Annotated in this window: 27 protein-coding genes; 17 read left to right on the forward strand and 10 right to left on the reverse strand. The window is 69.3% G+C overall.

Annotation, left to right across the window (positions count from 1 at the left end):
* The first annotated feature begins 2 nt into the window (after positions 1-2).
* From hisF to dprA, 4 genes are read left to right on the forward strand one after another with little or no spacing between them, the layout of a single operon-like run.
* Positions 3-806: an imidazole glycerol phosphate synthase subunit HisF gene (gene hisF / locus Q8W67_RS06330; protein WP_305542396.1), complete on the forward strand. Its 804-nt coding sequence runs from the start codon at positions 3-5 to the stop codon at positions 804-806.
* Complete coding sequence (locus Q8W67_RS06335; protein WP_305542398.1) at positions 803-2,107, forward strand: dihydroorotase; 1,305 nt, start codon at positions 803-805, stop codon at positions 2,105-2,107. The genes hisF and Q8W67_RS06335 overlap by 4 nt, the downstream gene beginning before the upstream one ends.
* Positions 2,107-2,721: a glycerol-3-phosphate 1-O-acyltransferase PlsY gene (gene plsY / locus Q8W67_RS06340; protein ID WP_305542401.1), complete on the forward strand. Its 615-nt coding sequence runs from the start codon at positions 2,107-2,109 to the stop codon at positions 2,719-2,721. Before Q8W67_RS06335 ends, plsY begins: the two co-directional genes overlap by 1 nt.
* Positions 2,722-2,772: 51 nt before the next feature.
* Positions 2,773-3,999: a DNA-processing protein DprA gene (gene dprA, locus Q8W67_RS06345; RefSeq protein ID WP_305542404.1), complete on the forward strand. Its 1,227-nt coding sequence runs from the start codon at positions 2,773-2,775 to the stop codon at positions 3,997-3,999.
* Here dprA and ruvX read toward each other — a convergent pair.
* On the reverse strand, positions 3,989-4,489 hold the full coding sequence (gene ruvX, locus Q8W67_RS06350; RefSeq protein ID WP_305542409.1) for a Holliday junction resolvase RuvX: 501 nt from the start codon (positions 4,487-4,489) through the stop codon (positions 3,989-3,991). The two genes, dprA and ruvX, sit on opposite strands and share 11 nt — an antisense overlap.
* A gap of 8 nt (positions 4,490-4,497) precedes the next feature.
* Positions 4,498-5,064 (reverse strand): SMI1/KNR4 family protein, encoded by a 567-nt coding sequence (locus tag Q8W67_RS06355; protein WP_305542412.1) that lies wholly within the window; start codon positions 5,062-5,064, stop codon positions 4,498-4,500.
* 171 nt (positions 5,065-5,235) lie between these two features.
* On the opposite strand from Q8W67_RS06355, the gene Q8W67_RS06360 reads away from it, so the two are divergent.
* The 5 genes from Q8W67_RS06360 (at position 5,236) to gatB (ending at position 9,401) form a co-directional block, all read left to right on the forward strand.
* Positions 5,236-5,376, forward strand: coding sequence for a hypothetical protein (locus tag Q8W67_RS06360; protein WP_305542416.1), 141 nt, complete (start codon positions 5,236-5,238; stop codon positions 5,374-5,376).
* Positions 5,377-5,588: 212 nt separating this feature from the next.
* Entirely contained in the window at positions 5,589-5,876 is a 288-nt protein-coding gene (gene gatC, locus Q8W67_RS06365) for an Asp-tRNA(Asn)/Glu-tRNA(Gln) amidotransferase subunit GatC (protein ID WP_043355468.1), read from the forward strand.
* 77 nt (positions 5,877-5,953) lie between these two features.
* Complete coding sequence (gatA, locus tag Q8W67_RS06370; protein ID WP_305542424.1) at positions 5,954-7,432, forward strand: Asp-tRNA(Asn)/Glu-tRNA(Gln) amidotransferase subunit GatA; 1,479 nt, start codon at positions 5,954-5,956, stop codon at positions 7,430-7,432.
* A complete protein-coding gene (locus Q8W67_RS06375) occupies positions 7,429-7,728 on the forward strand; it encodes a hypothetical protein (RefSeq protein WP_305542427.1) in 300 nt (99 codons plus the stop codon). Before gatA ends, Q8W67_RS06375 begins: the two co-directional genes overlap by 4 nt.
* Positions 7,729-7,928: 200 nt before the next feature.
* Positions 7,929-9,401 (forward strand): Asp-tRNA(Asn)/Glu-tRNA(Gln) amidotransferase subunit GatB, encoded by a 1,473-nt coding sequence (gene gatB, locus Q8W67_RS06380; protein ID WP_305542429.1) that lies wholly within the window; start codon positions 7,929-7,931, stop codon positions 9,399-9,401.
* A gap of 524 nt (positions 9,402-9,925) precedes the next feature.
* Here the strand turns inward: gatB and Q8W67_RS06385 are convergent.
* The 5 genes from Q8W67_RS06385 to Q8W67_RS06405 form a co-directional block, all read right to left on the reverse strand.
* On the reverse strand, positions 9,926-10,090 hold the full coding sequence (locus Q8W67_RS06385) for a hypothetical protein (protein ID WP_305542432.1): 165 nt from the start codon (positions 10,088-10,090) through the stop codon (positions 9,926-9,928).
* Positions 10,091-10,174: 84 nt separating this feature from the next.
* On the reverse strand, positions 10,175-11,230 hold the full coding sequence (locus Q8W67_RS06390) for an HlyD family secretion protein (RefSeq protein ID WP_305542435.1): 1,056 nt from the start codon (positions 11,228-11,230) through the stop codon (positions 10,175-10,177).
* Positions 11,231-11,425, reverse strand: coding sequence for a DUF1656 domain-containing protein (locus Q8W67_RS06395; RefSeq protein WP_305542438.1), 195 nt, complete (start codon positions 11,423-11,425; stop codon positions 11,231-11,233). It abuts the gene before it with no gap.
* Positions 11,426-11,448: 23 nt separating this feature from the next.
* On the reverse strand, positions 11,449-13,485 hold the full coding sequence (locus Q8W67_RS06400) for an FUSC family protein (protein ID WP_305542441.1): 2,037 nt from the start codon (positions 13,483-13,485) through the stop codon (positions 11,449-11,451).
* Positions 13,486-13,628: 143 nt separating this feature from the next.
* Positions 13,629-13,919, reverse strand: coding sequence for a hypothetical protein (locus Q8W67_RS06405; protein ID WP_305542443.1), 291 nt, complete (start codon positions 13,917-13,919; stop codon positions 13,629-13,631).
* Positions 13,920-14,161: 242 nt separating this feature from the next.
* Here Q8W67_RS06405 and Q8W67_RS06410 point away from each other — a divergent pair, with 242 nt between their 5' ends.
* A complete protein-coding gene (locus Q8W67_RS06410) occupies positions 14,162-14,797 on the forward strand; it encodes a glutathione S-transferase family protein (RefSeq protein WP_305542446.1) in 636 nt (211 codons plus the stop codon).
* Between the two features lie 24 nt (positions 14,798-14,821).
* Here Q8W67_RS06410 and Q8W67_RS06415 read toward each other — a convergent pair whose 3' ends face one another.
* Positions 14,822-15,286 (reverse strand): DUF2147 domain-containing protein, encoded by a 465-nt coding sequence (locus Q8W67_RS06415; RefSeq protein ID WP_305542449.1) that lies wholly within the window; start codon positions 15,284-15,286, stop codon positions 14,822-14,824.
* A gap of 267 nt (positions 15,287-15,553) precedes the next feature.
* Here Q8W67_RS06415 and ndk point away from each other — a divergent pair, with 267 nt between their 5' ends.
* Together ndk and Q8W67_RS06425 are read left to right on the forward strand one after the other, a co-directional pair.
* Positions 15,554-15,976, forward strand: coding sequence for a nucleoside-diphosphate kinase (ndk, locus tag Q8W67_RS06420; protein ID WP_305542452.1), 423 nt, complete (start codon positions 15,554-15,556; stop codon positions 15,974-15,976).
* Positions 15,977-16,144: 168 nt separating this feature from the next.
* On the forward strand, positions 16,145-16,510 hold the full coding sequence (locus Q8W67_RS06425; RefSeq protein WP_305542455.1) for a hypothetical protein: 366 nt from the start codon (positions 16,145-16,147) through the stop codon (positions 16,508-16,510).
* A gap of 57 nt (positions 16,511-16,567) precedes the next feature.
* Here the strand turns inward: Q8W67_RS06425 and purN are convergent, their stop codons facing one another.
* Complete coding sequence (gene purN, locus Q8W67_RS06430) at positions 16,568-17,218, reverse strand: phosphoribosylglycinamide formyltransferase (RefSeq protein WP_305542457.1); 651 nt, start codon at positions 17,216-17,218, stop codon at positions 16,568-16,570.
* On the reverse strand, positions 17,218-18,285 hold the full coding sequence (gene purM, locus Q8W67_RS06435; RefSeq protein WP_305542461.1) for a phosphoribosylformylglycinamidine cyclo-ligase: 1,068 nt from the start codon (positions 18,283-18,285) through the stop codon (positions 17,218-17,220). The genes purN and purM overlap by 1 nt, the downstream gene beginning before the upstream one ends.
* A 144-nt stretch (positions 18,286-18,429) precedes the next feature.
* On the opposite strand from purM, the gene Q8W67_RS06440 reads away from it, so the two are divergent.
* The 5 genes from Q8W67_RS06440 to Q8W67_RS06460 all read left to right on the forward strand — a co-directional run.
* Positions 18,430-19,557 (forward strand): AI-2E family transporter, encoded by a 1,128-nt coding sequence (locus Q8W67_RS06440; protein ID WP_305542464.1) that lies wholly within the window; start codon positions 18,430-18,432, stop codon positions 19,555-19,557.
* A 7-nt stretch (positions 19,558-19,564) separates the two neighbouring features.
* Complete coding sequence (locus Q8W67_RS06445; protein ID WP_305542467.1) at positions 19,565-20,275, forward strand: hypothetical protein; 711 nt, start codon at positions 19,565-19,567, stop codon at positions 20,273-20,275.
* Between the two features lie 105 nt (positions 20,276-20,380).
* Entirely contained in the window at positions 20,381-22,762 is a 2,382-nt protein-coding gene (locus Q8W67_RS06450; protein ID WP_305542469.1) for an RNA degradosome polyphosphate kinase, read from the forward strand.
* Positions 22,763-22,847: 85 nt separating this feature from the next.
* Positions 22,848-24,401: an exopolyphosphatase gene (ppx, locus tag Q8W67_RS06455; RefSeq protein ID WP_305542472.1), complete on the forward strand. Its 1,554-nt coding sequence runs from the start codon at positions 22,848-22,850 to the stop codon at positions 24,399-24,401.
* A 516-nt stretch (positions 24,402-24,917) separates the two neighbouring features.
* The coding region (locus Q8W67_RS06460) for a HAMP domain-containing protein (RefSeq protein ID WP_370693821.1) at positions 24,918-26,286 on the forward strand (1,369 nt) is incomplete at its 3' end.

Raw genomic sequence — 26,286 nt, forward strand, 5'->3', positions numbered from 1 at the left:
CCGTGCTGAAGACCCGCATCATTCCCTGCCTCGATGTGAAGGAAGGGCGCGTCGTGAAGGGCGTGCGCTTCGAGGGCCTGCGCGACGCCGGCGACCCGGTGGAAGCCGCCAAGGTCTACGACGCGGCCGGCGCCGACGAGCTGTGCTTCCTCGACATCACCGCGAGCCGTGAGGCCCGGGGCACGCTGCTCGACATCGTCAGCCGTACTGCCGAGGCCTGCTTCATGCCGCTCACCGTCGGCGGCGGGGTGCGCAGCGTCGAGGACGTGCGCGCGCTGCTGCTGGCGGGCGCCGACAAGGTCGCCATCAACACCGCGGCGGTGAAGGACCCGGACCTCGTCGCGCGCGCGGCTGAGAAGTTCGGTGCCCAATGCATTGTCGTGGCGATCGACGCCAAGTGCGTCTCTGGCCCGGGAGAGCCCGCCGCCTGGGAGATCTTCACCCATGGCGGCCGCGATCCCACCGGGATCGACGCGGTCGCCTTCGCGCGTCTCGTCGCCGGGAAAGGCGCGGGTGAATTGCTGGTCACCTCCATGGACAAGGACGGCACGCGCTCGGGCTACGACCTCGGGCTCACGCGGGCGATCAGCGACGCCGTGAACGTGCCGGTCATCGCCTCGGGCGGCGTCGGCGGCCTGGACGACCTCGTGGCCGGCGTGGCCCAGGGCGGGGCCAGCGCGGTACTGGCGGCCTCGATCTTCCATTTCGGGCAGGCGAGCGTAGCCGAGGCCAAGGCCCACATGGCGGCGGCCGGCCTCGCCATGCGCCTCGACGGGCCGGCATCGTCAGCGAGGGCGCCCCTGTGACCAGCTACCTTCTGGCCAACGCGAAGCTCCTCGATCCCGCGACCGGCCTCGAGACCCCAGGCGCGGTGCTGGTGCGCGACGGCCGCATCGCCGATATCGCCGCCGGGGCTGCGCCCGGCGCCCCGGCGGACGCGAAGCGGATCGATTGCGCCGGGCGGGTCCTCACCCCCGGGCTGATCGACATGCGCGCCTTCGTGGGCGAGCCTGGGGCCGAGCACCGCGAGACCCTGGCCTCGGCCAGCGCCGCAGCCGCCGCGGGCGGCGTCACGACCCTGGTCTGCATGCCCGACACCAATCCGGTGATCGACGGGCCGGCGATCGTCGACTTCGTGCTCCGTCGCGCCCGCGACACCGCGAGCGTCAACGTCCTGCCCGCCGCCGCCATCACGAAGGGCTTGGCCGGCAAGGAAATGACCGAGTTCGGCCTGCTCAAGGAGGCCGGTGCCGTGGCCTTCACGGACGGGCTGCACGCGGTGGCCAACGCCCAGGTGATGCGGCGCGCGCTCATCTACGCCCGGGATTTCGACGCCCTGCTGATGCAGCACGTCGAGGACGGGGACCTCGTGGCCGAGGGCGTGATGAACGAGGGCGAACTCGCCACGCGCCTCGGGCTGATGGGCATCCCCCGCGAGGCCGAAACCGTGATGCTGGAGCGGGACATCCGCCTCGTGCGACTGACCGGCGCCCGCTACCACGCGGCGATGATATCCTGCGCCGATTCGGTGGATATCGTGCGGCGGGCCAAGCAGGACGGTCTGCCGGTGACCTGCGGCGTCTCGGTCAACAACCTCGTCCTGAACGAGAATGACATCGGACACTACCGCACCTTCTGCCGGCTCTCGCCGCCGCTGCGCGACGAGGCCGACCGGCACGCGGTCGTTCGGGCGCTCGACGAGGGCGTGATCGACGTGGTCGTCTCCGATCACAATCCGCAGGACGTCGAGACCAAGCGCCTGCCCTTTGCCGAGGCCGCCGACGGGGCGCTCGGGATCGAGACCTTGCTCGGCGCTTCCCTGCGCCTCGTGCATACCGGCGACCTCGCGCTCTCAAAGCTGCTCGCGGCGCTGACAGTGAACCCGGCCCGCATCCTCGGGCGCGAGGCGGGGCGCCTCGCGCCCGGCGCGCCGGCCGATCTGGTGCTGATCGACCCCGACCTGCCCTACGTCCTCGACAAGCGCCGGCTCAAGTCGCGCTCCAAGAACTCGCCGTTCGACGAGGCGCGGCTTCAGGGCGCCGCGGTGCTGACGCTGGTGGGTGGGCGGATCGTCCACGCGGTCGACGATCTGGCGGCGGCGGCCTGATGCTCACCGATCTCGCGACCCCGGCCGTCCTCGGCGGCCTCACCCTCGGCTACGCCCTGGGCTCGATCCCGTTCGGCCTTATCCTGACACGGTTCGCCGGCCTCGGCGACGTGCGGGCGATCGGCTCCGGCAATATCGGCGCCACCAACGTGCTGCGCACAGGCCGGAAGGGACTCGCCGCCGCGACCCTGCTGGGCGATGCCCTGAAGGGCACGGCGGCGGTGCTGATCGCCAAGACTCTGGGTGGGGATCTCGCCGAGGGTCCGGCAATGGCCGCCGGTCTCGGAGCCTTCCTGGGTCACCTCTTCCCGGTTTGGCTCGGCTTCCGGGGCGGCAAGGGTGTGGCGACCTTCATCGGCGTTCTCCTCGCCTTCAGCCCGCCGGCGCTGGGGGCATTCGCGGCGATCTGGCTCGGACTCGCCTTCGCGCTCAAGTACTCTTCGCTCGCCGCCCTGGCCGCCTCGGCGGCGACGCCCCTGGTGCTCTGGGCGCTCGGCGCGCCGACGCAAGCTGTGCTGTTCCTGGTGCTCGGGGCACTGCTATGGTGGAAGCACGCGCCCAACATCCGGCGGCTCGCGGCGGGCACCGAGGGGCGCATCGGCCAGAAGGGCTGAGCGTACACGCCTGACGGCACGGTCCTTCAAGGCGAATTCCTGGGGGCCGCCATGCAGCTCACCGATGCGCAGCGCCTCGACTGGCTGCGGTTGATCCGCACCGAAGGCGTCGGGCCGCGGACCTTCCGCGCCCTGATCAACCGCTTCGGTGGTGCCGCCGCGGCGTTGGACGCACTGCCGGATCTGACCCGGCGCCAAGGCCGGCGCGTCGCACCGCCGACCCGCGCGCAGGCCGAGGACGAGGTCGCTGCCCTGCACCGGCTCGGCGGCCGGCTGATCGCCACCGGCGAGACGACGTATCCGCGCCTGCTCCAGCTGACCGATGCGGCACCCCCGCTGATCGCCCTGCGGGGTGATCCTAAGATCCTGAACCAACCCGCCATCGCGCTCGTCGGCTCGCGCAACGCCTCCACGGCGGGGCTCGCCTTCACGGAGCGCCTCGCCCGCGGCCTCGGTGCGGCCGGGCTGGCGGTGGTGTCCGGCCTCGCCCGCGGGATCGACGCGCGGGCCCACAAGGCGAGCCTCGAGACCGGCACCGTCGCGGTGATGGCCGGCGGCCAGGACCGAATCTACCCGCCGAGTCACGCCGCCCTGGTCGACGCGATCCTGGAGGCGGGTGGTGCGGTCCTCGCCGAGATGCCGATGGGCTGGGAGGCGCGCGGACGCGACTTCCCGCGGCGCAACCGGATCATCTCCGGGGTGTCCTACGGCACGGTGGTCGTTGAGGCCGCGCGCCGCTCGGGGTCCCTCATCACGGCCCGCTACGCCCTGGAGCAGAACCGCGAGGTGTTCGCGGTCCCCGGCTCGCCGCTCGACCCGCGGGCGGAGGGCACCAATGACCTCATCCGCCAGGGCGCCACGCTCGTGGCTGAAACGTCCCACGTGCTCGACGTAATCGGCCCGATCATCGAGCGCGGCCCCGATCCCGATGCCGCGCCCGCGCGCAAGTGGCCGGACCTCGCGGAGCAGCCGGATTTCTGGGACGAGATCGAGCTGGAGCCGCGCCCGAGCCCGGTGGATGGCACGGCTCCGCTGGTCCTCCTCGGCTTCGGCCTCCGGCCGCAGGGCGATCCGGACGCGCCGGACCACGCTGCCGAGCCCGCCGATGATCGCGAACGGATCCTCGCCCTGCTGGGCCCGAGCCCGGTCGGCACGGACGAGCTCGCGCGGAGCGCCGGCGTCGGCGCCCGGGTCGTGCAGACCGTACTGCTGGAGCTGGAACTCGACGGCCGGATCGAACGGCACGGAAGCGGAGCCGTATCGCTCGTCAGTCGTTGACCGGATCCTCGCCCGATTCGGCGTCAGCGAGGTTGCGCATGACGTCGAGGCAGCCCTGCAGGATGTAGGCGGCGGCGAGCTTGTCCACGAGTTGGCCTCGCCGCGCCCGCGAGGCGTCGGCCTCGATCAGCGCGCGGGTCACCACGGCGGTCGACAGGCGCTCGTCGAAGAAGACGTGGGGCAGGTCCAGGATCGGCTTGAGGTTGCGCATGAAGGCCCGGGTCGACTGCACCCGCGGACCTTCGCTGCCATCCATGTTGAGCGGCAGGCCGATCACGAGGCCGCCGACAGCGTGCTGCCGGCAGAGCGCGGCGAGCCGCTGCGCGTCCGGGGTAAACTTCACACGGCGGATCGTCTCCAGCGGCGTCGCGATCTGCCGTCCGAGGTCCGAGAGGGCGAGCCCGATCGTCTTGGTGCCGAGGTCGATCCCGATCAGCCGGGCGCCCCCCCGCGAAGCTGCCGCGAAGGCGCGAATCTCATCGAAGTTCATGGTCCCGCCTACGCGACGCAGCCGCCCCGCGCCAGGGTCGCTTCGCTGATCCCCTCGAAGCTGGCGGGCAAAGGCTCCATTCCCGGCCCGAGGACCAGCGCGGCACCGGGGCCGGTCACCCGGCCGAAGAAATCGGCCAAGCTCTCGCCGCCGAAGCGGATCGTCTCGAGATCAGGCGCGAGCAGCCAGACATCGTATTCCTCTCCGGTCCCGGAGACGTCCCAGAACAGGAAGCTGCCATCCTCGCCCGCGCCGAAGAAGCAGCCGCGCTCGATCATGGCCGGATCCCCGCCCTCGACCTCGAAGTGATGCGGCTCGGCGCCGTCCTCCAGCTTCTGGACGGCACTGCCGACGCTGTAGGCGATGATTCCGGCCTGGGTCGCCAGATCGCAGGGCTCGAACGGCGCCGGCACCGCGACGCGGAACTGCGCCCCCGCCACGCCGATTCCGCAGGTCTCGCAGAAGCTGCGGTACGAGGCGGGCAGGGGAAAGCCCAGCTCAGCCGCGGCCTGATCCAGGGCCGCCGGTCCAGCCGTGAAACCCGGCGACAGGTTCTCGAAAACCCGTTCCCACATCGATCCCGCTCCGCCGTCCACAGTCTTGATGCACTCCGCAGATCGCCCCCGGTGCGCACGGAGCCGTTCGCGAATAGGTAGGTTAAGATTTCGTTAATCCACGCATCGGGTACCGCCTTGTCGATGATCGGCCAGCCCACCTCCACCGCTCAGACCTGCCGCAGCCGCACCATGACCAGGAAGCAGTGCTGGATTCTGCTGCTTGCCTTCGAGGTCCTGGTCTTCGGCTTCGCCCAATCCGTGTACCGGCCGGTGCGGCAGGCCGGGATCACCATCGAGATGTCGGTGAAGCCGAACCACGTGGTGACCTGATCCGGTCCAGGCATGGCACCGTGTCGGAGAATACACCGGCGGCGGTAGATCGCCGGTTGCAATCGCTCGCGGCCCGGTCGCGTCCACAGCGGACGCCGAGGGCGGCCCGCATCGTGCGGCAACGCTTCACCTGCGTTGCGGCCCGCCGAAGGCCGGTGCTATAGCCCGACCGGCCGCGGGGAAGCCTCCCGGGCAGGGACGAACGGGACGGCATGTCGGTCGACGAGAAGACGGTTCGGCGCATCGCGCATCTGGCGCGGATCGCGGTCACCGACGACGAAGTCGGCCCGCTGCAAGGGGAGCTGAACGCGATCCTGGCCTTCGTCGAGCAGCTCGGCACAGTTGACGTGACGGGGGTGGAGCCGATGACCTCGGTGACGCCGATGGCGATGAAGAAGCGCGAGGACGTGGTCACCGAGGGCGGCCGTGCCGCCGACGTGGTCGCCAACGCCCCCGAGACCGAGGACAATTACTTCCTGGTCCCGAAGGTGGTCGAGTAGGCCGGTCACGGCTGCGGCCTTCAGCGGACGGGATTTCTGGCGGGCAGGCGCGCAGCGCGCGCGAGGACGGGAACAGCGTGGATCCGAACGAACTCACCCTGGCCGAGGCGCGCGACGCCCTCAAGGCGAAGCGGATCTCGGCCCGCGAGCTGACGCAGGCGCATCTCGCCGCGATGGCCAGGGCCCGCGCGCTGAACGCCTTCCTGCTGGAAACGCCCGATCACGCCCTGAAGATGGCGGACGCGGCGGACCAAAAGATCGCGGCCGGCGCCGCACGCCCGCTGGAGGGTATCCCGCTGGGCATCAAGGATCTGTTCTGCACCCACGGTGTCACGACGACGGCGGGCTCAAAGATCCTGCAGAGCTTCGAGCCGCATTACGAATCGGCGGTCTCCGCCAACCTGTGGCGCGACGGCGCGGTGATGCTGGGCAAGCTGAACCTCGACGAGTTCGCCATGGGCTCGTCCAACGAGACCAGCGCCTACGGCAACGTGATCTCGCCCTGGCGCCGCACAGGATCCGAGGCGCCGCTGGTGCCGGGCGGCTCCTCCGGCGGTTCGGCCGCCGCGGTCGCCGCGCGGCTCTGCCTCGGCGCCACCGCCACCGATACCGGCGGCTCGATCCGCCAGCCCGCCGCCTTCACCGGCACGGTCGGAATCAAGCCGACCTACGGCCGCTGCTCGCGCTGGGGCACGGTGGCCTTCGCGTCGTCCCTCGACCAGGCCGGCCCGATCGCCCGCACGGTGCGCGACTGCGCGATCCTGCTCGGCTCGATGGCGGGCCCGGACGCTCGCGACACCACCTGCGTCGACCTTCCGGTGCCCGACTTCGAGGCCGCGGTGAGCCGCGGCGTGAAGGGCCTCACCATCGGTATCCCGAAAGAATACCGGGTTGACGGCATGCCGGCCGAGATCCAGCGGCTCTGGGACGAGGGCGCCGCCTGGCTGAAGGTGGCAGGCGCGACGATCAGGGAGATCTCGCTGCCGCACACGTCCTACGCTCTGCCGGCCTACTACATCGTCGCCCCGGCGGAGGCCTCCTCGAATCTCGCCCGCTACGACGGCGTCCGCTACGGGCTGCGCGTGCCCGGCAAGGACATCGCCGGGATGTACGAGAACACCCGCGCCGCCGGCTTCGGCCGCGAGGTGAAGCGCCGGATCATGATCGGCACCTACGTGCTCTCGGCCGGCTACTACGACGCCTATTACGTCCGCGCCCAGAAGATCCGAACCCTGATCAAGCGCGACTTCGAGCAGGCCTACGCGTCCGGAATCGACGCGATCCTGACCCCAGCGACGCCGTCTTCCGCCTTCGGCATCGGCGAGAAGGCCTCGGCCGACCCGGTGGAGATGTACCTCAACGACGTCTTCACCGTGACGGTGAACATGGCCGGCCTCCCTGGCATCGCAGTGCCGGCGGGCATCGACGGCCAGGGCCTGCCGCTGGGCCTCCAGCTGATCGGCCGGCCCTTCGACGAGGAGACGCTGTTCGCGGTCGCGCAGGTGATCGAGGATTCGGCCGGTCGGACCGTGCTGCCCGAGCCTTGGTGGGCATGACCGTCCCGTACTATCCCTGGACGGTCTGGATTTGGGCCGCGTTCGATCCGGCGCTGATCGTGGTGGCGGTCTATCTCGGCTGGACCGCGAGCCAGTTCGGCAAGGTGTTCATCGCGGCGATCGCGGCGCTCGGATTCTCGGTCCTGTTCTCCTGGGCGGTGAGCGCGGCCGGGATCCCGTGGCCCGCCCCGATCACCCATGACGGGCCGACCTTCTTCCCGGTGCGGGCTATCGCAGCCCTGCTCTGGGCGATCCTCGGCTTCGGCGCCCGGCGGGCGATCGGACGCCGCGCTTGATTTGTTCGCGGGGCGGCCCGTAAGTGTGGTCCGCACATCGAGAGCTTCGGCAGGCCCGTCATCCACATCGCGACCTCTTCCTGAGACGCCCGCGCAAGCGGGCCTCGAAGAAGCCCTCCTTCGAGGCTGCGGCGCAGCACCTCGGGACGAGGGTCCGGATGGGATTGAACGGAGACCGCCCAACACCGGCCCGGACGACCATGAACGCACCTGTCGACCCCAAGAAGCTGATCAAGGGCGGCCTGTACGATTGGGAGGTGATCGTCGGCATGGAGATCCACGCCCAGGTCTCCAGCCGGGCCAAGCTGTTCTCCGGCGCCTCGACGGAGTTTGGCGGCGAGCCGAACGACCACGTCTCGCTGGTGGATGCGGCGATGCCCGGCATGCTGCCGGTGATCAACGCGGAATGCGTCGCGCAGGCGGTCCGCACCGGCCTCGGTCTGAAGGCCAAGATCAACCTGCGCTCGGTGTTCGACCGGAAGAACTATTTCTACCCGGACCTGCCGCAGGGCTACCAGATCTCGCAGTACAAGGATCCGATCGTCGGCGAAGGCGAAGTGCTGGTCGACATGGCCGACGGCAGCTCGATCACAGTGGGCATCGAGCGCCTCCACCTGGAGCAGGATGCCGGCAAATCGCTGCACGACCAGGATCCGCTGCGCAGCTTCGTCGACCTCAACCGCTCGGGCGTGGCGCTGATGGAGATCGTCTCCCGGCCGGACCTGCGCTCCTCGGAGGAGGCCAGGGCCTACGTCACCAAGCTGCGCACGATCCTGCGCTATCTCGGGACCTGCGACGGCGACATGGAGAAGGGGTCGCTGCGGGCCGACGTGAACGTCTCCGTGCGCCGCCCCGGCGAGCCCCTCGGCACGCGCTGCGAGATCAAGAACGTCAACTCGATCCGTTTCATCGGGCAGGCGATCGAGACCGAGGCGCGCCGCCAGATCGCGATCCTGGAGGATGGCGGCACGATCGACCAGGAGACGCGCCTGTTCGATCCGGGCAAGGGCGAGACCCGCTCGATGCGCTCCAAGGAAGAGGCGCACGATTACCGCTACTTCCCCGATCCAGATCTGCTGCCGCTCGAATTCGACCAGGCCTACGTCGATGCGCTGGCCGAGGGCCTGCCCGAGCTGCCGGACGCCAAGAAGGCGCGGTTCGTCAAGGCGTTCGGCCTCTCGCCCTACGATGCCGGCGTGCTCGTGGCCGAGCGGGCCTCGGCCGACTATTACGAGGCGGTGGCCAAGGGCCGCGACGGCAAGGCCGCGGCCAATTGGGTGATCAACGAGCTGTTCGGGCGCCTGAACAAGGAGGGCCTCGCCATCGAGGCGACGCCGGTCTCGGCCGAGCAGCTCGGGGCAATCGTCGACCTGATCGGCGAGGGCGTGATCTCCGGCAAGATCGCCAAGGATCTGTTCGAGATCGTCTGGACCGAGGGCGGCGATCCGCGCGCCATCGTCGAGAGCCGCGGCATGAAGCAGGTGACCGACACCGGCGCCATCGAGGCGGCGATCGATCGGATCATCGCAGACAATCCCGACAAGGTCGCGCAGGCCAAGGAAAAGCCGACGCTGCTCGGCTGGTTCGTCGGCCAGACCATGAAGGCGACGGGCGGTAAGGCCAATCCGGCGGCCGTCAACGCGCTGCTGAAGGCGAAGCTCGGGATCGCCTGAGCGACCATGTGATCGCGACATGACCGTATCCCGGCGCGGCGTCGCCGGGCGGGTGAGGGCCGATCATGTCCAGGATAGAAAAACCGTGGCGAAAGCGGCTCAAAGTGGGGCCTTTCGCGCATTCGAAGTCGTGCCGAGTCGGCCGCTTCTGCGCCCCTGGGGCCGCTTCCGTCCGGTGTCCGTCTGTAGGGCCGCTGAATTCCGGGCCGAACCTATCCCGAAACCGTCGAGGCGGCTTTCTGCTGCGGTGGAGTCATGCCTGTCTCCCTCAGCGTCCATGGCTGCTCGAACACAACTCATTCCAGATGAGCTGGGCTTTTAGCCAATCCGTGCCCGCTTTCGCGCGGCACGGTTGAAGACTGCGCCGGCTTCAGAGGCCCGTCAATACCGAAATGACGGCCGCGCCAACGTTTCTCTGATCTACCGTCGATGTTGCGGGAGGCGGCCCCACCGATCACGTCTTTGTGCCGGTGAAACCGGCGGTGCGGCACATCTACATCGTGCCCATCCCAGTCGACCGCGATCTACTTGCCGGCGCCCATGTTGTTCTCCACCAGGAAGCGGATACCACGGTCGGAGGACTCGTCCGTGTCCCCGCGCAGATCGACGCTGTCGGCCTTCTTCGGGGCAGCCGCTGCCGGGCCGACGGAAAGCAACACGGCGGCGGTACAGAATGCGGTCCGAAACATGGACGTCTCTCTTGTCGGTGCGCTCTCGTCGCCGTCCGGGACAAACGCGGCGAGTCGTCGGCCGTGTCCCGAGCATCCGTGGGCTCAGCGCCTTTCGGCTTCGACCTGTGCGGCGGTCTCGTTCGACATCAGGCCCGAGACGCGGTTGCGCAGGTCGGCGAACCACGCAGGCGCCGGTGCGCGGCCGTTGCCCGCCACCACGGTGGCGGTCATGCCGGCGACCAGGGGCACCTCGGTCGGCACGTGGTCGATGCGGATGCGGACCGGAACGCGCTGGGCGAGCCGGACCCAGGTGTAGACCGGGTTCACGTCCGGCAGGCCCTGGGTGCTCGCGGCGGCGTTGGCCGTGGAGATGCCCAGGGTGATGCTCTCGACGGTACCGGAGAGATGGGGGCTGTAGCCCATCAGCTGGATGTCGGCCGGGTCGCCCACGTGGATGTTGGCCATCTTGGTCTCTTCGAAATAGCCGTCGATCCAGTAGGAATCCGTGTCGATGACGCTGATGTTCGAGGTGCCGGTACGGGCGTAATCGCCGACCCGCATCAGCAGATTCGTGACGCGGCCGTTCACGGTCGATCGCACCTGCGTCCGTTCGAGGTTGATCTTGGCCTGGCGCAGCTGGGCCCGGGCGCTCTCCAGCGCCGCCTCGGCGATCTTGGCCGTCCCGGCATATTGCTGCTTCTCCTCCACCGAGGTGGAGACCGTGGTGAGCGCCTGCCGCCGGGCGGACTGAGCGTTCTTCACCTGGAGGTCGGCTTCGCGGTTCCTCACCTCGGCATCCGCTGACGTGACCGCGACCTCGAAATCGATCGGATCGATCACGTAGAGCACGTCCCCGATGAGGACCACCTGGTTGTCGTGGACGCGAAGCTCGACGATCTGTCCGGCGACCTGGGGGGCGATGTTGGCGACCTGCACGCGCACCCTGCCGTCGCGCGTCCAGGGCGCTGCGACGTAGAACTCCCAGACGAACGCCGCCGCGGCGCACGCGAAGAGCATGATCACGCCGGTCGCGGCGAGGCGGAAGACCTTTGCGGCACGGCCTCGCTGCCGGGAGAGCAACGGCGGATCATCCCGGTGCCCGGCCCCTTCCCGGTAAGGGGGCTTGGGATCGTCCTCGTCGGCGGTGGTGGCGGGCATCTAGATGAACGCAATCAGGAGAGCGAGGACGCAGACGTAGATTCCGGCCTCGGCGAGCGGGGCATTGGCGACGTAGCGGCTGAAGCGGATGCGGGCAAAGAACCACCGCAGGACGAGGAGAATCGCGAAGGCGGCCAGCGCGTAGGCGACGAACGATGAGATCAGTACCCCGCCGATATGGATGTCCTCGTACATGCCGGCCCGAATAACCCCTTGCGCTAGAAGCGTGCGATGGCGAGGCGGTGAAGGAACCGCCGATGGCGCGCGATGGTTCGTGCCGCCGTGACGAGGTCGCTGGCGGCGCGCGCCGTCGTGAGGCGGATGCTTCGGTCCTGCCGCGAGGCGGCGCGGACCAGGTCGCGAGCCGCACGCTCCAGAGCGTGATCGTCGCCCGAAGCCAGACCGGCACGCGCCGGCCGGATCGAATCGCGCAGGGGCTCGACCGGCCAGAGGCGACGCAGCTCGGCGTGCGCTCGCGCCGCAGCGGCCTCCAACCGCGCAAGGGCGAGGGCGTGCAGGAGGTTTGCCCGCCGCACGGCGCCGCTGCCGGAGCTGTAGCCCGCGAACTGGAACAGGCGGTCCGCATTCAGACTGGTGCGAGTGGTCGCGTCCCCACCCTCGCCGACCAGGGCATCGGCGAGGGCCCGGCGAGCCGAATCGAGGGCGAAGAGCCGCTGCTGCGCGGGCGTCACCGGGAGCAGGAGCCGGACCACGATCGACAGGATGGTCGCCGCCAGCACGACCAGGAACGCGCTCAGCAGGAAGGTCTGCGCGTCATAGGTCTGCGGGTTCGCAGGCCCGAGGAGCACGGGGAAGAACACGATCACGATGAAGCCGATCCCGAAGGTCTTGGGATTCAACGACAGGAAGCACCCGAAGAAGATCACGGGCGCCATCACGATGGCCAGCATCGGGAAGCCCTGGACGCCGTTGAGGAACACGAAGCGGGCGATGCCCGCGAAGGTCGCGGCGAGGCACATGCCGATCACCACGCCGTTGGCGAATTTCTTGGGATCCGGCGTCGACGACGACAGGGCCGCAGTCGCCGCCACCTGCACGAGCGCGAAGGTCGCCTGCGGCAGGCCGAGGGCCACGAAGGACGCGGCCGTGACCGCGAAGCCGATCGCCACCCGCAGGGCACCGCGCAGGGCCACCGGGAAGTCCCGATGCGTCGGCAGCTTGGCGTCGCGCAGGGGCACATGGCCATCGGCGACGGCCAGGATCCCGTCCTGCGCGAAAGTCGCCGCGCAGACGAAGTCGAGGGCGCGCTGGAGCACCACGACTTCGTCGAGGGGACGGTCACCGGCGCGGATGGCCGCGTCGACGAGGTCGCGCAGGCGCTCGTCGTCCCGGTCGAGGGAATCGCGGTCGGGCGCAGCGGCGACCCGGCGGCAGATCGCGATCGCTTCCTCGACCGCCGGGCTGCGGTTGTGCAGACAGGACGCCGCGGCCGCCACCGCGCGGATCGCCGCCGCCATCACGTAGAGCGCTGCGATGCAGCTGCGTGCGCCCGCCGCCCGGTACCGGCCGTCGTCGAGTTCGCCGGCGATGGCGCTGGCGTCCGCCCGCATCGGCGCGATGGTGCGGATCAGCGCCGCGGTCCGGGACGCACCGAGGTCGCCCTCGGCCAGGGTTTCGCGGGCATAGGCGCGGGTGCGGTCCCAGGCCGTGTGAAGCTGCGGCAGCAGCGCCCGCCACGTGCTCGGCGAGGCGAGGGCGTCATTGATGAAGGTGATCGCGAGGATCCCGAGGACGATCACGGCGACCCGGGAGACGGCGGCGTCGAAGGTGCCCTGCGGCGCGTCGATCTGCCCGAGCGCAATGATCGCGACCGTGTACCCCGACAGCATCGCGCCGTAGGCGCGGGTGTCCTGCAGATACTGCGCGGTGAACACGCACAGACCGAGCCAGACCGTGAAGGAGAGCAGCAGCAGGACGCGGTCCTGCCCGAACAGCGCCATAAGCACGATCGACACCACCGCGCCGATCAGCGTCCCGAGCAGGCGGTAGACCGCCTTCGAGATCGCCTGTCCGCGCTTGGGCTGTGCCAGAATCGCCACGCAGGTCGCCGCCGAGGAGGCGCTGTCGAGCTGCAGCCAGAACCCGGCGGCCAGCGCCAGCATCATGGCGATCCAGATCCGCAGGGCGAACGCCCAGGCGGCGGGCTCCGGCACCCAGGCGTCGAGGGTTCCGATCACACGGTCGACGAGCGGAGCGGGGTGCCGGTCCGGGATGGCTGCCGACGCGTCAGCCATGCCGCGGGCGATCCGGCAGGCGGCGCATCGCCTTCGCCACCGCTGGCCGGGACGGCTGCCGATCCGTCATATCCGCACCGTCCCCGCTGGATGCCGCTTCGAGCCGTGGAAACGAGCGAGACGCGCGGCGGTTCGCCGGAGACTCAAGCTTTATCGCCGCCTTTCAGGCGCTTGTTGCACTTGCTCCAGTATTGCGGCCATTTCGGCCCCTGGGCGGTCTTCTGGGCATCAGTGAGCCCGCGCCACTCGGCGCCGCATGTCTTCTGGCGCTCACGCGCGGCGGTCTGACCGGCACTCGGCTGCTTGGGGGCCGGCGCGGTGGCCGGTGCCTCGGTGGCGGCCGGAGGCTTGGCCGGCACCTCCTTGGCCAGGAGCGGCTGTGCGATGAGAAGCGGCACCGACAACGCCGCGATCCGGACCAGACGGTCGAACATCTTGAATCCCCCCCACCGGCCGCCGATCCGGCGCCGGAGCCGCAGTCTCGCCGCTAGGTCCGGGGGCCGACAAGGGCGCGCCGGAGTTCGCCAACAGGCGAGGCACGCGCTCTCGCAATCGTGAGGCGGCCGGCCGCGATGCCCTTGAGCATGGCCGGGAAATCGTCTTCACTGACGGGGTTGTCCGAAGTCGGCGGGGGACCGCCGCGCCGCCGAACGATCGGTCGAGGAGCAGTCAAATCATGGCATCGGTGTCCGGGCGGCCGATCGACGTCCATACCTGGAGTACGCCGAACGGCTGGAAGATCCCGATCATGCTGGAAGAGTGCGGGCTTCCGTACCGCGTCGTGCCAGTCAATATCGCGAAGAACGAGCAATTCGCGCCCGACTTCCTTGCGATTTCGCCGAACAACAAGATTCCGGCGATCGTCGATCCGGACGGTCCGGACGGACAGCCGATCACGGTGTTTGAATCCGGCGCGATCCTTCAGTATCTCGGCCGCAAGACCGGCCAATTCTACCCGACGGACGAGCGCGCTCGTGTCGCCGTAGACGAATGGTTGTTCTGGCAAGTCTCGGGTTTCGGGCCGATGCTCGGCCAGACGCATCACTTCAAGATCTATGCGCCCGAGAAGGTCCCGTACGCGATCGACCGCTTCACCGCGGAGGCCAACCGCCTCTACGGCGTTCTCGAGCGCCGCCTGGAGGGCCGCGACTATCTGGCGGGTGCCTACTCGATCGCCGATATCGCGACGCTGACCTGGGCGAAACTCAATTTCAAGCAGGGCGTCGATATCGCCACCCTGCCGAACGTGGCGCGCTGGCTCGAGACGGTGCTGGCAAGGCCGGCGGTCCAGCGCGGCCTCGCGTCGATCTGACGAGCGCCGGCACGCGCCCCGGGATCAGTTCTTGTTCGCGGCCTGCTGGTTCACGTCCGGCACCCGGGTCCACGTCTGGGAGCCGCACAGAACCTTGAGCATGCAGCCGGAGACGCTGAGTTCGGCCTCGCTCTCGCGTTCCAGGCTGACCGTGTAAATCTTGCCTTCCTCGATATTGTAGAGTTCCCCGGTGAATTTCTCATCGTCAGGCTTCAGGCCGTCGATGAGTTTCAGTCCGATCACCGGACGGCTGCGCTTCTTCGGGTCCGGGTTCTTCAGGTCGGTGCGGGGTGCGCCGGTGTCGGTGGTGGGCGCCTTGAGCCAGACGACCTTGCCGCAGACGAGTTGCTGGCCCGGGCCGCACCGGTCGATCCGGATCTTGGCGCGGCCATCTCCGGTGAGCCAGGTGCCGGAGGGATCCTTGCCGGTATCGGCGGACGCGGCCGAGAGGCCGGCGAGGAGGAGGGCGGCGCTGAGGGCGAGGCGCATGGTTCGTCTCCGAGATTGTGGCGCCGGAGCGCCTGGGGATGGACGAAGTCGGCTTGGGCGGAGTGAGCCGTCGCAATCAGGCGATTTTTCGACCGTGTTGCGGCAGAGCCACGGCTGCGCTTGTTCCAGCTTGGCGCGGGCCGCCGCTTGAGGCACCGGAGGGCGCCCGCTATAAGCCCGGCACCGAAGCGAAATTCTCGCCCGTGACGCGCGCTCGACAGCGCGGCGTCAGCCCTTCGCGTTTTCCACAGACAGACCGGACAGATCATGGCCACCGAGCGCACCTTCTCGATCCTCAAGCCCGACGCGACGCGGCGGAACCTGACCGGCGCCGTGAACGCGGTGATCGAGGAGGCGGGCCTGCGCATCGTCGGCCAGCGCCGCATCCGGATGACCAAGGCGCAGGCCGAGACGTTCTACGAGGTGCACAAGGAGCGCCCGTTCTACGGCGAGCTGGTCAGCTTCATGACCTCCGGCCCGGTGGTCGTGCAGGTGCTCGAAGGCGAGAACGCCGTCGCCAAGTACCGCGAGGTGATGGGCGCGACGAACCCGGCGCAGGCGGCCGAGGGTACGATCCGCAAGCGGTTCGCCGAATCGGTCGGCGAGAACACCGTGCACGGCTCGGACAGCGCCGAGAATGCCAAGATCGAGATCGCGCAGTTCTTCCAGGACTCCGACATCGCTCGATAAGGCGGATGCCGGGTGGCGGGTCGGGCACACCGGCCCACCATCCGTCCGCGTCATGCCTAGTGGCGTGGTGAATGCCGCCAGGTGTGTCCGGGCCGCCATTGACGGAGCGGCGGCGGGGGGCGTCCAACGGCCAAGGTTATCGAACCTCAGCTCTGGACCGCCAAGACCATGACGATGCGCCGCCTGCCCCTGCTGATCGCGACCGGCCTGATCGCGATCGGCGCGACCGCCGCCCTCGCGGGCGGATCTTCGGCCCCGTTCCAGCAGTACGAGCCGGATCCCGCACTCAAGACCGCCACCAAGGCCAACCTCGAAGGCCGCGTGCGCCACGCCTGCACGGTCGTCCAGGCGCGCATGACCAGCGCGTCCGAGGCCACCCTGGAGCGCCCCTGCGGCTGTTACGCCCGCCAGACCCTGCGCAGCCTCGACGAATCCGAGATCGAGGCCTACCGCGCCACCGGCTATTTCAACGATTCTGCCCGCGCGAAGGCTCTCTCGGCGCTGGACAGCTGCAAACTGCAGCGGCCGGTCTGAGCCTCCGGGGCGCCCCCGGCCCGTGCCGAAACGACACGTCCTTCGGGAGGGGTCGGGCTACAGACTGAACAGGACGCCGTCCGGCGCGGCGTCTTCGATGATGACACGGTCGCCGTCGAGGCGAGCGCGTCCGCCCGCCACCAGCGCCAGCACCGCCGGGTAGAGGCGGCGCTCCTGGACGATCACCCGGTCGGCCAGACTGTCGGGGTCGTCCCCCTGGCAGACTGGGATCGCGGCCTGGGCCACGATCGGCCCCGCATCGAGCTCCGGCACCACGAAGTGCACCGTGCAGCCGTGCAGCCGTACGCCGGCCTCCAGCGCCTGCGCGTGCGTGTGCGTGCCCTTGAACAGAGGCAGCAGCGACGGATGGATGTTCAGCATCCGGCCCGCCCAGCCCGCCACGAAGCCCGGCGTGAAGATCCGCATGAAGCCGGCAAGACAGACGAGATCGACGTCCGCGGCCCGCAATTCGACGTCGAGGGCGGCGTCGAAGCCGGCCCGATCCGGGAAGGTCGTGTGGTCGATCGCCCGGGCCGGAATCCCGGCCTCGGCCGCCCGGGTGAGGCCGGCGGCGTCCGGCCGATTCGACAGAACCAGAACGATCTCGGCCGGGTAGGCAGGATCCTTCGCGGCCTCGATCAGCGCGGCCATGTTCGAGCCGCGTCCCGAGATCAGGACCGCGACACGGGTTTTCCGGCCGGGCGCCATCAGAGCGCGAGGCGTCCGCGGAAGGTCACGGGCTCTGCGCCCCGCTGGGTGATCCGGCCGAGGCGCACCGGCAGCTCCCCGGCGCGGGTCAGGGCCTCGTCGACGTCGTCGACCGCCTCGGCGGCGGCGATCACCACCATTCCGATGCCGCAGTTGAAGGTCCGCAGCATCTCCGCCTCGGCCACGCCGCCCTCGCGGGCGAGCCAGCCGAAGACCGCCGGCGGCCTCAGCGCGTCGAGGTCGATCTCGATGCCGATGTCGTCCGGCAGGACCCGGGGCAGGTTATCGGGGAAGCCGCCGCCCGTGATGTGCGCCAGGGCCCGCACGCCGTCCGTATCCCCGAGGGCGGCGAGCAGGGGCTTCACGTAGATGCGCGTCGGCTCCAGCAGGGCCTCGCCGAGGCTCCGGCCGGGCGCGAACGGGGCCGGGGCATCCCAGCCGAGGCCGGTCTTGGCCACGATCCGGCGGACCAGCGAGAAACCGTTGGAATGGACCCCGGAGGAGGGCAGGCCGAGCACCACGTCCCCCGGGCGGATGCCAGGCCGCGGCAGGAGCGTGCCGCGCTCGGCGGCGCCCACCGAAAAGCCGGCGAGATCGTAATCCGACCCGTCGTAGAGGCCGGGCATCTCGGCGGTCTCGCCGCCGATCAGCGCGCAGCCGGCCTGGCGGCAGCCCTCGGCGATGCCGCGCACGATGTCGGCACCGACGCCGGGCACCAGTTTGCCGGTGGCGTAGTAATCCAGAAAAAACAGCGGCTCGGCGCCCTGGACCACGAGGTCGTTGACGCACATCGCCACGAGGTCGATCCCGATCGTGTCGTGCTTGCCGGTCTCAATGGCGATCTTCACCTTGGTGCCGACACCGTCGTTGGCCGCCACGAGGATCGGATCGCGAAATCCTGCGGCCTTGAGATCGAACAGGCCGCCGAAGCCGCCGATCTCGGCATCCGCCCCCGGCCGCCGGGTGGAGCGCACCAGCGGCTTGATCGTCTCGACCATGGCGTTGCCGGCATCGATATCGACGCCTGCCTCCGCGTAGGTCAGTCCCTTCCCGTCCTTGGCCGTCATGCCAGCGTCGTCCCGGTCATCATCGGGTTCGCTCTAGCGGCTTAAGGCGCGCCGCGCGAGTCGGCAGCCGCGAGGCTTGATCGGCGCAGTGCGCATGCCCACTCTGCGGCTGGGCGTCGTATGCCGCGTCAGAGGAGCGACATCATGCGCGCACGGGCTTTGATCGCGCTGGCCGCACTCGTCGCTCTCGGAATCCTCGTCTACCTGCTCCGCGAGGTGATGCTGCCTTTCGTGGCCGGAATCGCGCTCGCCTACCTGCTCGATCCGCTGGCCGACCGGCTGGAGCGGCTCGGGCTCGGCCGCCTCGCGGCGAGCCTGCTGATCCTGGCGCTCTTCGTCGTCGCGCTGATCGTGTCCCTGCTGATCCTCATCCCGCTCACCGCGAACCAAGTGGTGGCTCTGGTCAACGCGCTGCCCGGGATGGTCTCTCGGCTCCAGGCCATCATCGCCGAGCGCGCCGGGCCGCTGCTGGAGCGGATCGGCGGCGCGAACGTGCTGACCGAGCTGCAGGCTTCCGTGGGCACCCTGGCCAGCCAAGGGGGCGCGTGGCTGCTCGCCTTCCTCAAGTCGATCTGGTCGGGCAGCCAGGCTCTGATCTCGATCGCGTCGCTGCTGGTCGTGACCCCGGTCGTGGCGTTCTACATCCTGGTCGATTGGGACCGGATGGTCGCGGCCATCGACAGCTGGGTCCCGCCCCGGCACCGGACGACCGTGCGCGACCTGGCGCGCCAGATCGACGGCGCGGTCACCGGCTTCGTGCGGGGCCAGACGCTGGTCTGCCTGATCCTCGGCAGTTTCTACGCAGTCGGCCTCTGGCTCGTGGGGCTCAATTTCGGTGTCCTGATCGGCTCGATCGCCGGCCTGCTGACCTTCATCCCCTATGTCGGTACCTTGACCGGCTTCATGCTCTCCGTCGGCGTCGCGCTGGTGCAGTTCTGGCCGAACTCGGACTGGCTGCATCTCGGGCTGACCGTGGGCGTGTTCCTGGTCGGCCAGTTCCTGGAGGGCAACGTCATCGCCCCGAAGCTCGTGGGCGGGTCCACGGGCCTGCACCCGGTCTGGCTGATGTTCGCGCTGCTGGCCTTCGGCACGCTTTTCGGATTCGTCGGCCTGCTCTTGGCGGTGCCGGTGGCGGCCTCGATCGGCGTGCTCGTGCGCTTCGCCCTGGCGCGCTACCTCCAGAGCCGGCTCTACCATGCCGAGCAGCCCGTGCTGATCGACCTTCCGCCGGAGGGCGGCCGGAGCTTGACCTCGACCGGCGCTAGATCCTGAGCGACCCATGCCCGAGAACGCACCACCCCGTCAGCTAGCCTTCGACCTGCCCCTCGATCCTCGCTACGGCCGCGAGGACTTTCTCGTCGGGCCGGCCAACGAGGCGGCCTACGCGCTGATCGAGGCTTGGCCGGACTGGCCCGACAGCGTGCTCGTGCTCACCGGCCCGTCGGGCAGCGGCAAGAGCCATCTCGCGGCGATTTGGGCCGAGCGGGCGCATGCCTGGACGACCTCCGCGGCGGAAGTCGGCGCGGATGCCGTGCAGCACCTCGTGTCGAATGGGGCGCTCGTCATCGAGGATATCGACGAGTCCGAGCGCCGGGACGAAGCGGCCCTGTTCCATCTGCTGAACCGCGCCCGCGAGCGGGCCTGCCCGGTCCTGCTGACCAGCGCCAGCGGGATCGACGGGCTCGGCCTCGCCACGCCGGATCTGCGCTCGCGGCTGCGCCTCGCGCCGAGCATCGGCATCGACGCGCCGGACGATGCGCTGCTGCGCGCCGTCCTGGTGAAGCTCTTCGTCGATCGGCAACTGGTGGTCGATCTCGGCGTGATCGAAGCGCTGGCGCTGCGAATCGACCGCTCGCTCGGTCGCGCCCGCGACGTGGTGGCGGAACTCGATCGCGACGCGCTCGGGCGGGGCCGGCGGATCAGCCGGCCGCTGGCCCTCGCCGTGCTGCGGCGGATGGGGTTCGATGAGGATGGGGACGTGAGCGCCTGAGCGCGGAAACCCGGTGGTCGTCACGAAAGCGTCGTGAAGGCCATAGGTTTTCAATGTTAAACGCTCGGCGCCGCCAGGGGGCCACGGGCAAGGACGGGAATCGGGATGGAATCGACGCAGAAGCCCATGGATCGTGACGCGGCCGACGAGGCCGCGGAGCCCCGTCGGCGCGGCGCGACCAATCCGCCGGCGCGCCGCACCGCCGTCAGGCGCGCATCAGCCGCGGTCGCCGGCGGCGAGGCCGTCGAGCCGACCGCGGTGCCGGTCGACACGAACGACGAATGGCCCGCCGTCGCCCTGCCGGCGGAGCCGCTGGCCGGCGCCGCGCGCGAGCCCGTGATCGAGGCCGGGCGCTCCCTGCGCCATTCGCCCGAGCGGTTCGTGAACCGGGAGCTGTCCTGGCTGCAGTTCAACCGGCGCGTGCTGGAGGAGGCCTCCAACCCGAACCACCCGCTGCTGGAGCGCCTCCGGTTCCTGTCGATCTCGGCGAACAATCTCGACGAGTTCTTCATGGTCCGGGTGGCCGGCCTGATCGACCAAGTCCGGGCCGGGCTGACGCTTCCGTCCCAGGACGGTCTGACGCCGTCCGAGCAGCTCGTGCGGATCGGCACGGAGGTTTCGCGGCTCGCCGCCGACCAGCAGGCCCGCTGGCGCGACCTGCGGGCGGAGCTGCACGCGTCCGATATCGACATCGTCGAGCCGGTCTCGCTCACCGCCGAGCAATCCGCTTGGCTGGAGGAGTACTTCCTCAGCCACGTCTTCCCGGTGCTGACCCCGCTGGCGATCGATCCGGCCCACCCGTTCCCGTTCATCCCCAACCTCGGCACCACCATCGCCCTGATGCTGGTGCGGCCGCGCGACGGGCGGGTGCTGCGGGCGCTGATCCGGGTCCCGGGTGTCCTCGACCGGTTCGTGCGCCTGCCGACGAACGACAGCGAGACCTCCGCGCGGCTGATCCCGATCGAGCAGGTGATCGGCCTGTTCACCGGGCGGCTGTTCCCGGGCTATCTCGTCAGGAGCAGCGGCGCGTTCCGGGTGGTGCGCGATTCCGATCTGGAGATCGAGGAGGAGGCCGAGGACCTCGTCCTGCATTTCGAGAGCGCCCTGAAGCAGCGTCGCCGGGGCGTGGTGATCCGTCTCGAGGTCGAAGCCGGAATGTCGGAGGAGCTCCGCAGCTTCGTGGCGGATGAGCTCGAGATCTCCGCGGACGCGATCTTTCTGATCGAGGGCATGCTCGCCCTGAACGAGCTCTCCCAGATCGTCGGGATCGACAGGCCCGACCTGAAGTTCAAGCCCTACAATCCGCGCTTCCCCGAGCGCATCCGCGAGAGCGGCGGGGACGTTTTCGCGGCGATCCGGCAGAAGGACTTCATCGTCCATCACCCCTACGAGTCGTTCGACTCCGTGGTGCAGTTCCTGGCGCAGGCCGCCCGTGATCCGAACGTGGTGGCGATCAAGCAGACGCTTTACCGCACGTCGTCGAACTCGCCGATCGTCGCGGCGCTGGCAGAGGCGGCCGAACTCGGCAAGTCGGTCACCGCCCTGGTCGAGCTGAAGGCGCGCTTCGACGAGGAGGCGAACATCCGCTGGGCCCGCAACCTGGAGAAGGCGGGGGCGCAGGTGGTGTTCGGCTTCGTCGAACTGAAGACCCACGCCAAGCTGTCGCTGGTCGTCCGGCGCGAAGGCGACAGGCTCGTCACCTACTGCCATGTCGGCACCGGCAACTATCACCCGATCACGGCGCGCATCTACACCGACCTGTCCTTCTTCACGGCGGACCCGGCGATCGCCCGGGACGTGTCGCGGATCTTCAACTTCATCACCGGCTACGCCGAGCCGGCCGAACTGGAGCGGATGTCGGTCTCGCCGCTGACGCTGAAGAACCGTCTCCTGGAGAACATCGAGGCCGAAGTGGCCCACGCCAAGGCCGGCCGCCCGGCGGCGATCTGGATCAAGTGCAACTCCCTGGTCGACGCGCAGATCATCGACGCCTTGTACGATGCCGCCTCCGCGGGCGTGCAGATCGACTGCGTCGTGCGCGGCATCTGCTGCCTGCGGCCGGGCATTCCGGGGCTGTCGGAGACCATCCGGGTCAAGTCGATCGTCGGGCGCTTCCTGGAGCACGGGCGGATCTACGCCTTCGGCAACGGCGTCGGGCTGCCGCACCCGAAGGCCACGGTCTACATCTCGTCGGCCGACCTGATGAGCCGCAACCTCGACCGCCGCGTCGAAGCGCTGCTGCCGATCACGAACCCCACGGTGCACCAGCAGGTTCTCGACCAGATCATGCTGGCCAACCTGCTCGACAACCGCCAGAGCTGGCGGCTGCTCGCCTCTGGGGGCTGCGAGCGTATCCAGCCCGCCGACGGCGAGGAACCGTTCAATGCGCACAAGTACTTCATGACGAATCCGAGTCTTTCGGGCCGTGGCAAGGCGTCGAAGAAGTCGAGTCCGCGTGCACTGAGCCGCCGGGCGCAGCGCGCCTGAGTTTCGCTGCGCGGTCGCAGCGGGTTACATTGCACGCCCGACGTACCAATCAGGCGCGTCGGACTTCGATCAAGGACTCGGACGTTTGGGCAGCCCTCGCGCCAATCTTAGCCTCGCGCATTCCGCGGATCCTTCTGCGCGCGAATCTCAACCGCCAGTGGCGATCATCGATATCGGCTCGAATTCGGTCCGGCTCGTCGCCTATGACGGCCTGACCCGGGCTCCGACGCCGCTCTACAATGAGAAGGTGCTCTGCGGCCTCGGACGCAACGTCCTGACCACCGGCCGCCTCAACGAAGACGCGGTCGCCCGCGCGCTGACAGCCCTCGGGCGCTTCCGTGTCCTGTGCGAGACCATGCGCGTCAGCCGGGTGTTCGTGCTGGCCACCGCGGCGGCCAGGGACGCCGAGAACGGCCCCGAATTCCTGCGCGCCGCGGAGGCGGCCTGTGGCCATGAGATCCAGCTGCTGTCCGGCCGGCGCGAGGCGGAGCTGTCGGCGCTCGGCGTGGTCTCGGGCTTTCACGCGCCGGACGGCGTCGTCGGCGACCTCGGCGGCGGCTCACTCGAGCTCGTGGACGTTCGCGGGACCGTGGTCGGACAGGGCGTGACCATGCCGCTCGGCGGCCTCGCGCTTCAGGACCTCTCCGGCGGGTCGATCAAGAAGGCCGGCAAGATCGTGCGCGAGCACATGCGCAGGGCCGCACCCCAGCTCGAAACCCTGCGCGGGCGGACCTTCTACGCGGTGGGCGGCACGTGGCGCGCCATCGCGCGGCTGCATCAGGCCTCCCGCGGCTACCCTGTCCATGTGATGCACGGCTACGCGGTCGAGCCCACCGACGAGCTGAGCTTCCTTCAGGTCGTCGAGCAGACGGACGTCGCCCTGCTTCCGGACGTGGACGCGATCTCGGAGGCGCGGCGTCCACTTCTCGCCTACGGCGCCGCGGTCCTCGAGGAGATCATCCGGGTCGGGCGCCCGCGCGAGATCGCGATCTCGGCCTCGGGTGTGCGGGAGGGGCTGCTGTTCGAGCAGCTCGACCGCGATTCCCGGTTGATCGATCCGCTGCTGGCCTCGGCAGCGGAATTCAACACCCTGCGCGCCCGCTCGCCCCGCCACGGGGAGGAGCTGATCGCCTGGACGGACCGCTTCGTGACGACGCTGGACGGACACGAGACGGCGGACGAGCGGCGCCTGCGCCATGCGGGCTGCCTGCTCTCGGATGTGGGCTGGCGGGCCCATCCCGATTACCGCGACGAGCAGAGCATCGCGGTGATCCAGAACGCCGCCTTCGTGGGAGTCGATCACCCGGGACGGGCCTATCTCGCCCTCGCGGTGTCCCTGCGGCACAGCGGCCTCGCGCTCGAGAAGGCCAACCCGATCCTGCGCAATGTGGCCGGGCCGCGGCTGTTCGAGCGGGCTCGGTTGCTCGGAGCGATGCTTCGCGTTGCGTTCTCGATCTCGGCCGGCATGGATGGGGCGCTCGTCCGGGCCCCGCTCGCCGTCGAGGACGGCCGCGTAACCCTGCGGATGCCGCCGGATTGGGCCGACCTCAGCAGCGACCGCCTGTTGAACCGGGTCCGCGGCCTCGGCCGCTTGGTCGGCCTCGAAGGCCGGATCGAGATCATGGGCGCGGCCGACTGACGGACGGACGGTTCGCGCGGTGAACCCCGGTCGCGTGCTCGCGGCGCAGACGTCTTCGGCTTTGATCCGACGACCTGACCACATCCGGACCGGCGGGCTCCCTTCTATCCCACGTCCTTGTCCGGTGGTCCGGCCTACCGTCGTCGGGATGCACCGCGATGACGAGGCGGCGCCTGGGATGACCCGGGGCCTGTGGCTCGAAGCGTCGCAGCTGCGCCACTTGGCACGCGTCGAGCACGAATATTTGCTATAGTTTTTAATGGAACACCGTCGAGAAATTGATTTTCCTGTTAAATGAATTAACTTGCATTTTATTTTGGTCTATATACGCATTCTGTATTTCACCATTAAATCAATCTCTATAGATGATAAAATCAATGCTATGCATTGTCCGCATTGCTGCGATAAACGGTGATTCCGGTGCTTGCTACCGGGTGCCGGAGTTCGACGATGCGTTGGCTGGGACGGTTCTCAATCCGAACACTGATGTGCTTGGTCATAGGCGCGATGGCGCTCATGTTGCTGGGTTACGCCACGAATACGCTGATCGAGGCGAAGCAGCAGGCCGAACAATCTCGCAAGGCTGCCACGCTGGTTCTTGCGAGCCGCAGCTTGCTCAGGGCGATCCTGCCGCTGCGCGTGGAGCGGGGATCGAGCCTCGCTCTGGGAAGTGAGGACCCCGCAGATCCGGAGACGCTGGCGATCGTCACGAAGAATCGGCAGGCGATGATCGACGGCTTTCAGGCATCGCAGTCGCTCTTGCGCGACCAGGATGTTCCGACCGTCACAGCGACGCTCGATCGGCTCAGCGCGGCGCACGAGGCCTTGAAGGCCCTCCGCCCCCGCATCGATGCCGCCCTGCGCCTGACGAAGGCACAGCGCGACGCGACGCTGATGCCCGCCGCCCTCGCCGCCTTCCAGGCGCTCCTGGATGCGCTGGCTGCCACGACGGATGCCGTCGATCACGCCATTCCTCACGCCGACGCGATCCTGCAGCGCTATCTCGTCCTCAAGCGCTCGGCGTGGGAGACGCGGATCGCGAGCGGGAACGTCGCACTCCGCGTGCAGGCCTCGCTGGCGGACGGGACGTTCTGGTCCCTGCCGGAGACCGTAGCCGCCGCCGAGGAACGCGCCCGGTTGCGCACCGCCTGGGCGAACACGACCGAGGCCGCAGCCGATGCCTCGGAGACAGTCCGCGCGGCCTTCCAGAAGGCCAGCGCCAGCAATTTCGAGGGTGCGCCCGCGGCCCTCGCGCGGACGGTCTTCGATGCGCTCAGTCAGCAGAAGGCGCCGGGCGTCACGTTCAAGGAAATGCGGCAGCGCAACACCGTCGAGCAGCGGACCATTGTCGATCTCGCCTACGCCTCACTGGAGGAGATGGTTCATCGCGCCGAAGAACTGGCCCATCAAGCGAGCAATACCCTGGCGCGCAACGCCGCGACCTTGCTCGCCGCGATCGTGCTGGTGGCTCTCGGCCTGTTCGCTCTGTTCGGCGGCGTGTTGCGGCCGATCCGGACGATGGCGGCGACGATGCGGGTCTTGGCGGAGGGTGATACGTCCGTCGAGGTGCCGATCCGCGATTACCGGAACGAATTCCGCCCGATGGCGGCGGCGGTCCAGGTGTTCAAGGACAACCTGATCCGGAGCCGCCAACTCGAGGACGAAGCGGCACAGGCGCGGCTGGCCGTCGAGGAGCAGCGCAGGGCCGGCATGCGCCGGATGGCCGAGGGCTTCGAGGCCGCGGTCGGCGGCATCATCGGGTCGGTCTCGGCCTCGGCCACCGAACTGCAGGCCACCGCGCAGACCATGACCGCCACCGCCACCCAGACCGCCAGCCAGTCGACCACGGTCGCGGCCGCCGCCGAGGAAGCGGCTTCCAACGTCG

The sequence above is a fragment of the Methylobacterium sp. NEAU K genome (assembly GCF_030700285.1).
In the GTDB taxonomy this organism is placed as follows: Bacteria; Pseudomonadota; Alphaproteobacteria; order Rhizobiales; family Beijerinckiaceae; genus Methylobacterium.

Excerpts from the sequence above, each read along its gene's own strand:
- gatC (WP_043355468.1), top strand. The coding sequence starts at position 5,589 with ATGTCGGTCGACGAGAAGACGGTTCGGCGCATCGCGCATCTGGCGCGG.
- Q8W67_RS06385 (WP_305542432.1), bottom strand. The coding sequence starts at position 10,090 with ATGTTTCGGACCGCATTCTGTACCGCCGCCGTGTTGCTTTCCGTCGGC.
- Q8W67_RS06360 (WP_305542416.1), top strand. The coding sequence starts at position 5,236 with ATGACCAGGAAGCAGTGCTGGATTCTGCTGCTTGCCTTCGAGGTCCTG.
- plsY (WP_305542401.1), top strand. The coding sequence starts at position 2,107 with ATGCTCACCGATCTCGCGACCCCGGCCGTCCTCGGCGGCCTCACCCTC.
- Q8W67_RS06445 (WP_305542467.1), top strand. The coding sequence starts at position 19,565 with ATGCCCGAGAACGCACCACCCCGTCAGCTAGCCTTCGACCTGCCCCTC.
- Q8W67_RS06355 (WP_305542412.1), bottom strand. The coding sequence starts at position 5,064 with ATGTGGGAACGGGTTTTCGAGAACCTGTCGCCGGGTTTCACGGCTGGA.
- Q8W67_RS06450 (WP_305542469.1), top strand. The coding sequence starts at position 20,381 with ATGGAATCGACGCAGAAGCCCATGGATCGTGACGCGGCCGACGAGGCC.
- dprA (WP_305542404.1), top strand. The coding sequence starts at position 2,773 with ATGCAGCTCACCGATGCGCAGCGCCTCGACTGGCTGCGGTTGATCCGC.
- Q8W67_RS06395 (WP_305542438.1), bottom strand. The coding sequence starts at position 11,425 with ATGTACGAGGACATCCATATCGGCGGGGTACTGATCTCATCGTTCGTC.
- ndk (WP_305542452.1), top strand. The coding sequence starts at position 15,554 with ATGGCCACCGAGCGCACCTTCTCGATCCTCAAGCCCGACGCGACGCGG.
- Q8W67_RS06425 (WP_305542455.1), top strand. The coding sequence starts at position 16,145 with ATGACGATGCGCCGCCTGCCCCTGCTGATCGCGACCGGCCTGATCGCG.
- ruvX (WP_305542409.1), bottom strand. The coding sequence starts at position 4,489 with ATGAACTTCGATGAGATTCGCGCCTTCGCGGCAGCTTCGCGGGGGGGC.
- Q8W67_RS06375 (WP_305542427.1), top strand. The coding sequence starts at position 7,429 with ATGACCGTCCCGTACTATCCCTGGACGGTCTGGATTTGGGCCGCGTTC.
- gatB (WP_305542429.1), top strand. The coding sequence starts at position 7,929 with ATGAACGCACCTGTCGACCCCAAGAAGCTGATCAAGGGCGGCCTGTAC.
- Q8W67_RS06400 (WP_305542441.1), bottom strand. The coding sequence starts at position 13,485 with ATGGCTGACGCGTCGGCAGCCATCCCGGACCGGCACCCCGCTCCGCTC.
- Q8W67_RS06405 (WP_305542443.1), bottom strand. The coding sequence starts at position 13,919 with ATGTTCGACCGTCTGGTCCGGATCGCGGCGTTGTCGGTGCCGCTTCTC.
- purM (WP_305542461.1), bottom strand. The coding sequence starts at position 18,285 with ATGACGGCCAAGGACGGGAAGGGACTGACCTACGCGGAGGCAGGCGTC.
- Q8W67_RS06410 (WP_305542446.1), top strand. The coding sequence starts at position 14,162 with ATGGCATCGGTGTCCGGGCGGCCGATCGACGTCCATACCTGGAGTACG.
- Q8W67_RS06415 (WP_305542449.1), bottom strand. The coding sequence starts at position 15,286 with ATGCGCCTCGCCCTCAGCGCCGCCCTCCTCCTCGCCGGCCTCTCGGCC.
- Q8W67_RS06440 (WP_305542464.1), top strand. The coding sequence starts at position 18,430 with ATGCGCGCACGGGCTTTGATCGCGCTGGCCGCACTCGTCGCTCTCGGA.
- Q8W67_RS06390 (WP_305542435.1), bottom strand. The coding sequence starts at position 11,230 with ATGCCCGCCACCACCGCCGACGAGGACGATCCCAAGCCCCCTTACCGG.
- purN (WP_305542457.1), bottom strand. The coding sequence starts at position 17,218 with ATGGCGCCCGGCCGGAAAACCCGTGTCGCGGTCCTGATCTCGGGACGC.